This is a genomic window from Streptomyces sp. NPDC088747, from assembly GCF_044751025.1.
Taxonomy (GTDB): domain Bacteria; phylum Actinomycetota; class Actinomycetes; order Streptomycetales; family Streptomycetaceae; genus Streptomyces.
The window spans coordinates 325,410-337,974 of the sequence record NZ_JBIVKZ010000011.1 but is presented as its reverse complement, the minus strand read 5'-3'; the positions used below and the strand labels follow the sequence as shown (position 1 = coordinate 337,974).

Below are 12,565 nucleotides of genomic sequence, written 5' to 3'. Positions count from 1 at the left end.
GGCTTCGGTGTCGACGAAGATGATGCGGGCGTCCTGGTACTGCTTGTCGTCGTCGGCCCAGACGTAGTAGTCGCCGTAGGGGCCGTCGGGGTTGGCGCGTGATTCCTGGAACCAGGGGTGCTGGTCGCTGGTGTGGTTCATGACGAAGTCGATGATCACGCGCATGCCGCGTTGGTGGGCGGCGTCGACGAATTCGACGAAGTCGGCGAGGTCACCGAATTCGGGCAGGACGGCGGTGTAGTCGGAGACGTCGTAGCCGCCGTCGCGCAGGGGTGACTTGAAGAACGGGGGCAGCCACAGGCAGTCGACGCCCAGCCATTGCAGGTAGTCGAGTTTCGCGGTCAGGCCCTTGAGGTCGCCGACTCCGTCGCCGTTGCTGTCCTGGAAGGAGCGGACCAGGACCTCGTAGAAGACGGCGCGTTTGAACCACTCGGGATCGCGGTCCTTGGCCGGGGTGTCCTCGAACGTATCCGGGACGGGCTCGTTGACGATCATATGGTGGGTGACCCTCCGATCTGCGGTGAGGACGGTCGCAGGACGGTGAGGATGTGCGCGGGACGATGCCCTGGCTCAAGACGCACATAATTCGCCCTGCCCCAGTAGAAGGTTTCGCCGGTGAGCTCGTCGCGCACCGGCACGGACTCGTGCCAGTCCAGGCCGAGTTGTGGCATGTCCAACGAGACCGTCGCCTCCTGGGTGTGGTGGGGGTCGAGGTTGACTACCACCACAACCGTGTTCGAACCGCGTCCGTCCGTGGTGCTTTTGTCCTCGCCGCTGTCCGGAACCGACTTCGAGTACGCGATGACCGACTCCTGGTCCGTGTGGTGGAAGTGGATGTCGCGCAACTGGCGCAGGGCCGGACTGCGGCGCCTGATCGCGTTGAGCCTGCCCAGCAGGGGTGCGAGGCTACGTCCCTCACGCTCCGCCGACTCCCAGTCACGCGGCCGGAGCTGGTACTTCTCCGAGTCCAGGTACTCCTCGCTGCCGGGCCGCACCGGAGCGTTCTCGCAGAGTTCGAAGCCGCTGTAGACGCCCCACGTCGGCGACAGGGTCGCCGCGAGCACCGCCCGCAGTTCGAAGGCCGGACGGCCGCCGTGCTGGAGGAACTCGTGCAGGATGTCCGGGGTGTTGACGAAGAAGTTGGGCCGCATGTACGCGGCTGCCTCGCCCGAGAGCTCCGTCAGGTACTCGGTCAGCTCCTGTTTGGTGTTGCGCCAGGTGAAGTAGGTGTACGACTGCTGGAAGCCGGTCTTCGCCAGCGTGTGCATCATCGCGGGCCGGGTGAACGCCTCCGCGAGGAAGATCACGTCCGGGTCGGTGCGGTTGATGTCCGCGATGACCCGCTCCCAGAACACCACCGGCTTCGTGTGCGGGTTGTCGACGCGGAAGATCCGTACGCCGTGGCTCATCCAGTACCGCAGCACCCGCAGCGTCTCCTGGACCAGGCCCGGCATGTCCTTGTCGAAGGCGATCGGGTAGATGTCCTGGTACTTCTTCGGCGGGTTCTCCGCGTACGCGATCGTGCCGTCCGGGCGGTGGTGGAACCAGTCCGGGTGCTTCTGGACCCACGGGTGGTCCGGGGAGCACTGGAGCGCGAAGTCGAGGGCGATCTCCATGCCCTCGCGAGCCGCCCGGCTGACGAACGCGTCGAAGTCGTCGATCGTGCCGAGGTCCGGGTGGACGGCGTCGTGGCCGCCCTCCGCGGAGCCGATCGCCCAGGGCACGCCGACGTCCTGCGGGCCCGCGGACAGCGTGTTGTTCGGGCCCTTGCGGAAGGTGCCGCCGATGGGGTGGATCGGTGGGAGGTAGACGACGTCGAAGCCCATCCGCGCGATGGCGGGCAGCCGCTCGGCGGCGGTACGGAAGGTGCCGTGCGGCTGGTCGGGGGTGCCCTCGGAGCGCGGGAAGAACTCGTACCAGGAGCCGTACAGGGCCCGTTCCCGCTCCACCTTCAGGGGCAACGGCTCGGAGGACGTGACGAGTTCGCGCAGCGGGTGGCGGGCGAGAATCCCGTCCACCTCGGGGGTGAGCGCGGCGGCCAGGCGGGCCGGGGCGGGGCGAGCCGTGTCGCGCAGCGCGTCGGCGGCCGCGAGGAGGACGTCGCGGCGGCCCTTGCTCTTCGGTACGCCGGTGGCCGCGCGCTCGTAAAGCCGGGCGCCCTCCTCCAGGACCAGTTCGGTGTCGATGCCGGCCGGGATCTTGATCCCCGCGTGCCGGCGCCAGGTGGAGATGGGATCTCCCCACGCCTCCACCGTGTACGTCCAGTGCCCCGCCTTCCCGGCGGACACCGTGGCGCCCCACCGGTCGGTGCCGGGCGCCAGCTCTCGCATGGGCGTCCAGGGGCCGGTGCGGCCCTCCGGGTCCCGCAGGACGACGTTCGCCGCGACCGCGTCATGTCCCTCGCGGAACACCGTCGCCGAGACCTCGAACACCTCCCCGACCACCGCCTTGGCCGGCCACCGCCCGCGATCGACGACCGGCCGCACGTCGAGAAGCGGAATCCGCCCGATGGCCACGGGGGGCTCCGCCGGTCCTGTGGGTGTGGCCGGAGTGGCTGGAGCCGCTGAACTGGCCGAAGCCGCTGGGGTGACCGGACCGGCCGAAGCCGCGGAAGCCGCCGAAGCCGCTGGACCCGCTGGACCCGCTGGGACCGAGGGTTCCGGCGAAGCCGCGGGTCCTGCGGGAGCCGCGGATGTCACGGGGCCCGTGGGTGTGGCCGGACCGGCCGAAGCCGCCGAAGCCGCTGGACCCGCTGGGACCGAGGGTTCCGGCGAAGCCGCGGGTCCTGCGGGAGCCGCGGACGTCACGGGGGCCGTGGGTGTGGTCGAAGCCACCGGAGCCGCCGAAGTCGCGGACGCCGCGGGCTTCGCCGCCCCCGTGGGCTTGGCGGGTTCCGCGGGTTTCGCCGACACCGTGGGCTCGGCGGTTTTCGCGGGCTTCGCCGCGGTCGCGGGCTTCGCGGGCTTCGCGGGTTCCGGGGTTTCCGCCGCGACCGTGGGCATTGCCGGTTCCGGGGACTCCGCGGTGGCCGAGGGCTCCGCGGGTTTCGCCGGCACCGTGGGCTTCGCGGGTTCCGGGGACTCCGCAGCGACCGTGGGCTTCCCGGGTTCCAGGGTCTCCGCCGCGGCCGAGGGCTTCCCCGGCTCCGGGGCCGTTCCCGCGGTGGTGGCCGTGGAGGGTTTCTCCGGGGGGCCGGCGTCCGCGTCGGCGCCGTGTGTGGGCGGTGAGTCGGGGGTGGACGTCGGGGGTGGCGACGTGTGGTGCGTGGCGGGCATGACCGCTCCTGTCCGCGTCAACGTGGGTGGGCGGATGAGGGTGTGGGGAGGTGAGGTCTGCGGGGCGTACCGGTGGAGCCTTCCCACCCTATTCGGGTGGGCAACCGGCACTTTGTTAACTACTCGCGCGTACGTCCGCGCACAGGTCCGGCCTCGACCGGTGAGGGCGAGGCCGGTGCCTGTTCCCGCAGCTTGTCAGCGTGTACCGACCTGGAGCAACCTGTTCGGGGAACCCGCACCCGCGCCCCAGATCTTCCCCGGAACCGCGTTCTTAACCAGGGCTTTGCCCACCTGGGACGGTGTGGCCCTGGTATGGCCGCCCAGATAGAGCGCCGCCGCGCCCGCCACGTGCGGGCTCGCCATCGACGTACCCGAGAAGGTCGCCTTCCCCGTGTCACTGGCGTACGACGCCGAGGTGATCGCCACTCCGGGCGCGAACAGGTCGAGGGCGGCGCCGGTGTTGGAGAAGCCCGCCCGCGCGTCCGTGACGTCGCTCGCGCCGACGGTGATGGCCTGGGCGACCCGGGCGGGGGAGTAGAGGGCGGCAGGCAGTCCGGCGTTGCCCGCCGCGACCGTGTAGGTCACGCCGGAGGCGATGGAGTTGCGTACGGCGGCGTCCAACTGCGCGTTGCCGTACCCGCCGAGGCTGATGTTGGCGACCGCCGGTTTCCTCGCGTGCCTGGTCACCCAGTCGATACCGGCGATGACCTGCGCGGTCGTGCCGGAGCCGTTGTTGTCGAGGACCCGGACGGCGACGACCCTGGCCTTCTTGGCGACGCCGTACGCGCTGCCCGCGACGGTGCCGGCGACATGGGTGCCGTGGCCGTTGCCGTCCTTGGCGGTCCTGTCGTTTCCGACGAAGTCCCAGCCGTAGCTCGCCCGGCCGCCGAAGTCCTTGTGCGAGGTCCGGATGCCGGTGTCGATCACGTACACCGTCACGCCCTTGCCGGCCGACGCGGGATAGGTGTACTTGCCGTCGAGCGGCAGTTTCGGCCGGTCGATGCGGTCCAGTCCCCAGGGCGGTCTCGGCCGGCTGCTTTCGAGCGCCACCCTGGTGTCCTGCGCGACCGACGCCACACGGGGGTCCGCCGCGAGCCGCCGGGCCTGCTCCTCGTCGGCCCGCACGGCGTAGCCGTTGAGAGCCGTGCCGTAGGTGTGGCTGATTCTCGCCCCGTACTTCCCGGCGATGCTCCTGCCCGTCGCGGACAGCGCGCTCGTACTCCCCTCCGGTCCTGTCTCCGGTGTCCGGAATCCCCCCTTGAGCGTCACTATGTAGCTTCCGCTTATCGAACCGGGAGCACCGGCGCCGAGTACCCGCCCCTGGGGGGCGGCGTGCGCGGGCAGGGTGATGGCCGAAAGCACCGCGGCCGTCGTCACCGCGGTGAGGCCTCCCGCCCAGCGCAGACGCCGTCTTCTCGTCCGTGCCATGACTTGGTTTCCCCTCCTCGACACGGTGTACGCGACCGGTCCGGGCCGGTGCGGGCCGGGAGCGGGAGGCACACCACTTGGCAGCCTCTCGTGCGGTGTGAAGCGCCACAAGGCCGCACAGGAGGGCGGAATCGGCCATATATCTTTTTGCCCCTGAATCGGCGCCGCTCTCGCGTGGACGGCGGCGGAGATGGGCGCCGGGAGCGAGTGCGCCCGACGGATGCGCCGTGTCGCGGAGGCACCCTCGCCGCTACCGTCGTGGGGTGACGAAGGCCGCACAAGGAGGTGCGTTCCTCCGCCGCGTACGCCCTGCCGCTTACGTCCCGCGTGAAGGTGGAACTCGTGAAGGCAATCCGTAGATTCACCGTCCGGCCCGTTCTCCCCGAAGCCCTTCACCCGCTCAGTGACCTGGCGCGCAACCTGCGCTGGTCCTGGCATGCCGAGACCCGTGACCTCTTCCAGTCCGTGGACCCCGAGCGCTGGGCCGCCTCCGACGGCGATCCCGTACGCCTGCTCGGCAGCGTGGCTCCCGCGCGGCTCGCCGAACTCACGGAGGACCGGCGTTTCCTGCGCCGGCTCGCCGCAGCCGCCGACGATCTGCGTGACTACGTGACCGGCGACCGCTGGTACCAGACCCAGATCCAGACACAGGCCCCCGAACTGCCCGCCGCCATCGCCTACTTCTCGCCGGAGTTCGGCATCACGGCCGCGCTGCCCCAGTACTCCGGGGGCCTCGGCATCCTCGCGGGTGACCATCTGAAGGCCGCCAGCGATCTGGGCGTTCCGCTGATCGGCGTGGGCCTGCTGTACCGGCACGGCTACTTCCGGCAGTCCCTGTCACGGGACGGCTGGCAGCAGGAGCACTATCCGGTCCTGGACCCGAACGAACTGCCGGTGGTGCCCCTGCGCGAGGCCGACGGATCGGCGGCCCAGGTCTCGCTGGCCCTGCCGGGCGGCCGTGCGCTGCGTGCCCGGGTCTGGCTGGCCCAGGTCGGCCGGGTGCCGCTGCTGCTGCTCGACTCCGACGTCGAGGAGAACGACCTCGGCGAACGCGGGGTGACCGACCGGCTGTACGGCGGCGGCAGCGAGCACCGGCTCCTCCAGGAGATGCTGCTGGGCATAGGAGGGGTCCGGGCGGTACGGACGTACTGCCGCCTAACCGGCCACGCGCGGCCCGAGGTGTTCCACACCAACGAGGGGCACGCGGGGTTCCTCGGCCTGGAGCGCATCGCCGAACTCGCCGACGGCGGGCTGGACTTCGAGGCCGCGCTCGAAGCGGTCAGGGCCGGCACCGTCTTCACCACCCACACGCCGGTGCCCGCCGGGATCGACCGCTTCGACCGTGAGCTGGTCGCCCGCCACTTCGGCCCGGACGCCGAACTCCCGCGCATCGACGTGGAACGCGTCCTCGGCCTGGGCATGGAGACCTATCCCGGCGGCGAGCCGAACCTCTTCAACATGGCGGTGATGGGCCTGCGGCTCGGCCAACGCGCCAACGGTGTCTCGCTGTTGCACGGTCAGGTCAGCCGCCAGATGTTCTCGGGCCTGTGGCCGGGCTTCGACGCGGACGAGGTGCCGATCACCTCGGTGACCAACGGCGTACACGCGCCGACCTGGGTGGCGCCGGAGGTCTTCCGGCTCGGGGCACGGCAGATCGGCGCCCAGCGCGCCGAGGACGCGATGACGGCCGGTGGCTCGGAACGCTGGGACGCCGTGGCCGACATCCCGGACCAGGACATCTTCGACCTGCGGCGCGTGCTGCGCGAGCAACTGGTGGTGGAGGTGCGGGAGCGGCTGCACGCGTCCTGGCGGCAGCGCGGCGCGGGCAGCGCCGAACTGGGCTGGATCGACGGCGTCCTGGACCCCGACGTCCTCACCATCGGATTCGCGCGCCGCGTCCCCTCGTACAAGCGGCTGACCCTGATGCTGCGGGACCGGGACCGGCTGATGGACCTGCTGCTGCACCCCGAGCGGCCGATCCAGATCGTCATCGCGGGCAAGGCGCACCCCGCCGACGACGGGGGCAAGCGGCTGATCCAGGAGCTGGTCCGGTTCGCGGACGATCCGCGGGTGCGGCACCGGATCGTGTTCCTGCCGGACTACGGCATGGCGATGGCGCAGAAGCTCTACCCCGGCTGCGACATCTGGCTGAACAACCCGCTGCGTCCGCTGGAGGCGTGCGGCACGTCCGGGATGAAGGCCGCGCTGAACGGCTGTCTCAACCTGTCCGTCCTGGACGGCTGGTGGGACGAGTGGTTCCGGCCCGACTTCGGCTGGGCGATCCCGACGGCCGACGGCACCGCGACCGACGACGACCGGCGTGACGACCTGGAGGCGGCGGCGCTCTACGACCTGCTGGAGCAGCGCGTCACACCGCGCTTCTACGAGCGCGGCCAGGGCGGCCTGCCCGACCGCTGGATCGAGATGGTCCGCCAGACCCTGACCCACCTCGGACCCAAGGTGCTGGCCGGGCGGATGGTCCGTGAGTACGTGGAGCGTCTCTACGCGCCCGCCGCCCGCGCCCACCGCGCCCTCGACGCGGACACCGCCCGCGAACTGGCAGCCTGGAAGTCACGCGTCCGCTCGGCCTGGCCGCACGTCACCGTCGACCACGTCGAGGCCTCCTCCGCCACGACCTCCGCGGAACTGGGCACCACGCTCTCGCTGCGCGTCCGCGTCGCTCTCGGAGGCCTCGCCCCCGACGACGTCGAGGTGCAGGCGGTCGCGGGCCGCGTCGACTCCGACGACCGCATCGCCGACGCGCTGTGCGTCCCGCTGAAACCGGTGGGCGGGCCCGACCCGGACGGCTGCTGGGCGTACGAGGGCCCGCTGTCCCTGGACCGGACCGGGCCGTTCGGCTACACCGTGCGGATCCTGCCCGCGCACCGGCTGCTGGCCTCGGCGGCGGAACTGGGGCTGGTCGCGGTGCCTTCGGAGGGTCTGGTGGAGGGGGCGGGCGTGCTGATGCGGTGAGCCCGTGACCGTCGGTCGGGAGGGGCGCGGGCGCCGGGCGTTCGTGGCGGTGCGGGTCAGGCCGGTTCGTAGGGGGCGCACAGCCTCCGCAGGACCTTCCCGCACCGCTGCGCGTAGGCGTGCTGCACTCCCCGGGCCGCGGCGCCGCCCGCCTTCGTGTACCACTTGGCGGCGCGGCTGAAGGCGGTGATGGTGAGCCAGACGGTGCCGTCGCCGGTACGGGTTATCTCGAAGGCCTCCTCGCCGCACTCCGGGTGGCCGGTGAGGGTGCCGTACGCCCAGGCGGTGCGGCGGTACTCCTCCACCGTCCACACGACACGGCAGGGCGCCTTGATGGGGCCGAGGCCGACCGTGACGTCGACACCGGGTGCGGCCCTGTCGGCGTCGGTCGTGATGGTGACGCCGCCGAGCTCCCGGTGCATCTCCCAGGTCATCAGGGCTTCGGACGCTCGGCGGAAGACGGCCTCGCCTTCGCCGACGCGGGTGCGCACGTGCAGTCGGTGAAAGCCCGGGGGGCAGCGGTCCTCGCGGGTCGCGCCCACGTCCTCGTACGTGTACGGCATGGGGCACAGCGTAGGGCGGCACCCGGAGTCGCCTTCTCTCCGGGTGCCGCCCAGTCTGCTATGTGCCGACTAGCTCACGTTGATCGCGCTCCAGGCGGCCGCGACGGTCGCGTACTCCGTGCTGCCGGAGCCGTACAGCGACGAAGCCGCGCTCAGCGTCGCCGTGCGGGCGCCCGCGTACGTGGTCGTCGACGTCATGTACTGGGTCAGGGCCTTGTACCAGATCTGTACGGCCTTGGCCCGGCCGATGCCGGTGATCGTGGAGCCGTTGTACGTCGGGGAGTTGTAGCTCACCCCGTTGACCGTCCGCGCGCCGCTGCCCTCGCTCAGCAGGAAGAAGAAGTGGTTGGCGGGACCGGACGAGTAGTGCACGTCCAGGTTCTTCAGCGACGAGGACCAGTAGTTGGCCGACGCGCCGTCCTTGCTCGGCTGGTCCATGTAGCGCAACGGGGTGCCGTTGCCGTTGATGTTGATCTTCTCGCCGATGAGGTAGTCGCCGACGTCGGAGGAGTTGGCCGCGTAGAACTCGACCGCCGTGCCGAAGATGTCGGAGGTGGCCTCGTTCAGGCCGCCGGACTCACCGCTGTAGTTGAGGCCCGCGGTGTTGGAGGTGACGCCGTGGCTCATCTCGTGGCCCGCGACGTCCAGCGAGGTGAGCGGCTTGACGTTGCCCGAACCGTCGCCGTACGTCATGCAGAAGCAGCTGTCGTCCCAGAAGGCGTTGACGTACGCGTTGCCGTAGTGGACCCGGGAGTACGCCGCGACGCCGTTGTTCTTGATGCCGGAGCGGCCGAAGGTGTTCTTGTAGAAGTCCCAGGTGACCTGCGCGCCGTACGCGGCGTCGACGGCCGCGGTCTGGTCGGTGGTCGAGCTGGAGGCCGCGCCGGTGCCCCAGGTGTCGTCCGCGTCGGTGAACAGGGTGCCCGCGGTCGAGCTGGTGGTGTGCGACTTGTTGTACGTCTTGTGGCTGCCGCGCGAGGTGTCGGTCAGCTGGTAGGTCGAGCCCGACAGCGTGGTGCCGAGGGTGACCGTGCCCGAGTACAGGCTCTTGCCGGTGCCGGTCTCGATGCCCTGGTACTCGTAGAGCTTCGCGCCGGTGGCCGCGTCGGTGATGACGTGCAGCTCGTTCGGGGTGCCGTCGTCCTGGAGCCCGCCGACCACCGTCTCGTACGCGAGGACCGGGGTGCCGTCCGCCGCCCAGATCACCTTGCGGGGCGCCTGGTCGGCCGTGGTCTTCTCCGAGCCGGCGGCCTTGGCGGCGGTCAGGGCCTGCTTCTCGGCCTTCGCGGAGGTGACGGACGGGGTGAGGGAGGCCACCTTGATGGTCGCCTTCGTCGCCTTGGTGACGCCCTCGGTCTTCCCGGACGCGCTCTCGTGGACGACCAGGTCGCCGCCGAGGACCGGGAGTCCGGCGTACGTGCGCTCGTAGCGCGTGTGGACCGTGCCGTCCGCGTCCTTGCTGACGTCTCTGACGACCAGCTTCTCCTTGGCGCCGAGACCTATCTCCTCGGCGGTTCGCGGGGTCGCCGCGTCGGCCTCCTTGATCAGGGAGGTGCGTGCCGCGGGGGACAGCTGGATCTGGGCGCCCGGGAGGGTCGGCCTGGCTGTGGGGGCCGCCGAGGACTCGGCGGAAGCACCGGTGGTCATACCGGTGGCGAGCAGGGCGCCGGCGGCCACGGCGGTGGCGATGGCCAGAGTGGTGCGCTTGTGACGCGCGTAGAGGTGGGTCACGCGAACTCCTTGGTGGGGGCGACCGGACGGCGTGGGGTGGCCGAACGGAAGGTGAAGTTGCGGTGCGGGTGAGCCGTGCGGTGGAAGAGTGGCACTTGCGCCGCGTACATGTCATGAGTGCCTCCGTATCTTGGCCGGAAAGCATCGGTCGAGTGAAGATCACTCTGTGCGACGCGGCTTCGTTCTCCGCAAAGGAGACGTCAAGTCAAACTCCGGACCAGGCAAAAGAGGGCGCCGCCCCGGGGAGTTGAACCTCCGGGACGGCGCCCTGTCTGCGGTGAACCCCTACGGGAACGTCAGTTTCCAGCTGTTGATGTAGCCGGTGTCCACGGCCGCGTTGTCCTGGACCCTCAACAGCCAGGTCCCGTTCGCGACTTCGGAGGAGGCGTTCACCGTGTAGGTGGTGTTGAGGTTGTCCGCGCTTCCGCCGGTGCCGTACGCCTTCAGCGTGTACGCCGTGCCGTCGGGCGCGACCAGCTGCACCTGGAGGTCACCGATGTAGGTGTGCACGATGTCCACGGCGACCGCGAGGTTCGTCGGCGCGTTGCCGGTACGCCCGGTGACGGAGATCGGCGAGGTGACCGCCGCGCCGTTGTCCGGAATCGATACGTCGGCCGTGCTCTCGAACGACGTACCGCCACCGCCGCCACCACCGGAGCGCGCTCCGACGGCGACACCGGCCCACGCGTCCTGCACCGCCTTGTACTCGGTGCTGGTGGTGCCGTACAGCTCACCGGCGACCGCGAGCGTGCCGGTACGGGCCGCCGCGTAGTTGGTCGTCGAGGTGAACTTCGTGGTGAGCGCCTTGAACCAGATCTGCTCCGCCTTCGCGCGGCCGATCCCGGTGACCGGGAGTCCGTCGGCGGTGGGCGAGTCGTAGGAGACGCCGTTGATGGTCTTGGTGCCGCTGCCCTCGCTCAGCAGGTAGAAGAAGTGGTTCGCCGGGCCCGAGGAGTAGTGGACGTCGATCGAGCCGATCCCGGAGTACCAACTGTCCTTGGACGCGCCGTCCTTGCTCGGCTTGTCCATGTAACGCAACGGCGTGCCGTTGCCGTTGATGTTGATCTCCTCGCCGATGAGGTAGTCACCGACGTCGGAGGAGTTGGCCGCGTAGAACTCGACCGTGGAGCCGAAGATGTCGGAGGTCGCCTCGTTCAGGCCGCCGGACTCGCCGCTGTAGACGAGGCCCGCGGTGGCGGAGGTGAGGCCGTGCGACATCTCGTGGGCGGCCACGTCGATCGACGTCAGCGGGTTGGCGTTGCCCGAACCGTCGCCGTACGTCATGCAGAAGCAGCTGTCCGACCAGAAGGCGTTGACGTAGTTGTTGCCGTAGTGGACGCGGGAGTACGCGCCGACACCGTCGCCCCTGATGCCCGAACGGCCGTGCACGTTCTTGTAGTAGTCCCAGGTCAGTGCCGCGCCGTAGTGGGCGTCGGCGCCGGCCGACTCCAGGTTGGACGCCAGTCCGTTGCCCCACACGTCGTCGGAGCCCGAGAAGAGGGTGCCGGTCCCGGAGGTGCCGCGGTTGAGGTTGTACGTCTTGTGGCCGCCGCGTGTTCCGTCGGTGAGGTTGTAGGCCGAACCCGCCTGTGTGGTGCCGAGGTTGACCGTGCCCGAGTACACCGTGTTGCCGGTGCCGGTCTCGATCGCCTCCCACTCGTACAGCTTCGCGCCGGTGGTGGCGTCCGTGACGACGTGCAGTTCCTGCGGGGTGCCGTCGTGCTGGAAGCCGCCGACGACCGTCTCCCACGCCACGGTGGGCGTGCCGCTCGCGGCCCAGACGACCTTGCGGGGCGCCCGGTTGACGTCGGGGCTCTTGGCCTTCTCCGCCTTCGCGGCGGCCAGCGCCTGGGTCTCGGCCCTGGCGGCGGGCAGCGCCGCGGTGGTCGTCGCCGGCTCGATGGGCGACCGGGTCGCCTTGACGACGCCCTCGGTCGCGCCCGACTTGGCGGTCTCGACCACCAAGTCGCCGCCGAGGACGGGGAGTCCGGCGTAGGTGCGCTCGTAGCGGGTGTGGAGCGTGCCGTCCGCGTCCTTGGCGATGTCGCGGACGACGAGCTTCTCCTTGGCGCCGAGGTTCAGGTCGTCGGCGGTGTCCGCCTTGGCCGCGTCGGCGTCGCGTATCAGCGCGGCGCGCTGGGCGGGGGAGAGCTTCACGCCGACGGCGCCGGGGTTGACCTTGCCGGCGGCCGACGGTGCCTTCTCCGGGGCCGCGGTGGCGGCGCCCGACTGGACGGCCGTGGCGATCAGCGCGGCGACGCCGGCGAGGGCGACGGCCGCGGCGCGGCGCCGGGTGGCGCCGGAGGCGGGGCTGTGGGAGGTGCGTCTGTGAGGGGAGCTGCTTCTCAACACTGACTCCTTCTGCGTGGCCGCGGGTCGCGCGGCCAGGGGAGACCGGACGAAGGGTGACCGTCCGGGCAGAACAGGGCGGTGCGCGGAACCAGGTGCGGGTGCAGGTGCGGAGGTGTTGCGGCACTTCACGGCGCTGTTGCCGGTGAAGCTGTGGGGTTGCTGTGAAGTAGCCGTGGGAAGAGTGGCAGGGGAATGCGCTGTCTGTCAGGAGCGTGTCAACAAGTTGGCCGGAAATAGTTCGTT

Annotated in this window: 7 protein-coding genes; 1 reads left to right on the top strand and 6 read right to left on the bottom strand. The window is 70.5% G+C overall.

Annotated features, from left to right (window positions below; translation table 11 throughout):
- From ACIP79_RS26055 to ACIP79_RS26045, 3 genes are all read right to left on the bottom strand, one after another.
- On the bottom strand, positions 1-495 hold a 495-nt coding region (locus ACIP79_RS26055; RefSeq protein WP_401227026.1), incomplete at its 3' end, for an alpha-amylase family glycosyl hydrolase.
- Positions 492-2,516: an alpha-1,4-glucan--maltose-1-phosphate maltosyltransferase gene (locus ACIP79_RS26050; protein ID WP_401227024.1), complete on the bottom strand. Its 2,025-nt coding sequence runs from the start codon at positions 2,514-2,516 to the stop codon at positions 492-494. The genes ACIP79_RS26050 and ACIP79_RS26055, both read right to left, overlap by 4 nt.
- Before the next feature lie 954 nt (positions 2,517-3,470).
- A complete protein-coding gene (locus tag ACIP79_RS26045; RefSeq protein ID WP_401227022.1) occupies positions 3,471-4,703 on the bottom strand; it encodes a S8 family peptidase in 1,233 nt (410 codons plus the stop codon).
- Positions 4,704-5,045: 342 nt separating this feature from the next.
- Between ACIP79_RS26045 and ACIP79_RS26040 the strand changes: the two genes are divergently transcribed.
- Positions 5,046-7,676, top strand: coding sequence for a glycosyltransferase family 1 protein (locus tag ACIP79_RS26040; RefSeq protein WP_401227039.1), 2,631 nt, complete (start codon positions 5,046-5,048; stop codon positions 7,674-7,676).
- 56 nt (positions 7,677-7,732) lie between these two features.
- Here the strand turns inward: ACIP79_RS26040 and ACIP79_RS26035 are convergent, their stop codons facing one another.
- The 3 genes from ACIP79_RS26035 to ACIP79_RS26025 all read right to left on the bottom strand — a co-directional run bounded on the left by ACIP79_RS26035 (position 7,733) and on the right by ACIP79_RS26025 (position 12,319).
- Positions 7,733-8,239 (bottom strand): DUF1990 family protein, encoded by a 507-nt coding sequence (locus ACIP79_RS26035; protein ID WP_401227021.1) that lies wholly within the window; start codon positions 8,237-8,239, stop codon positions 7,733-7,735.
- A 69-nt stretch (positions 8,240-8,308) separates the two neighbouring features.
- The gene (locus tag ACIP79_RS26030; RefSeq protein ID WP_401227019.1) at positions 8,309-9,970 is read right to left on the bottom strand and encodes a M4 family metallopeptidase; all 1,662 of its coding nucleotides are present in this window, start codon (positions 9,968-9,970) and stop codon (positions 8,309-8,311) included.
- A gap of 285 nt (positions 9,971-10,255) precedes the next feature.
- Complete coding sequence (locus ACIP79_RS26025) at positions 10,256-12,319, bottom strand: M4 family metallopeptidase (protein ID WP_401227018.1); 2,064 nt, start codon at positions 12,317-12,319, stop codon at positions 10,256-10,258.
- Positions 12,320-12,565: the final 246 nt, after the last annotated feature.

Coding starts and splice junctions, on each gene's coding strand:
- ACIP79_RS26045 (WP_401227022.1), bottom strand. CDS start 4,703: ATGGCACGGACGAGAAGACGGCGTCTGCGCTGGGCGGGAGGCCTCACC.
- ACIP79_RS26035 (WP_401227021.1), bottom strand. CDS start 8,239: ATGCCGTACACGTACGAGGACGTGGGCGCGACCCGCGAGGACCGCTGC.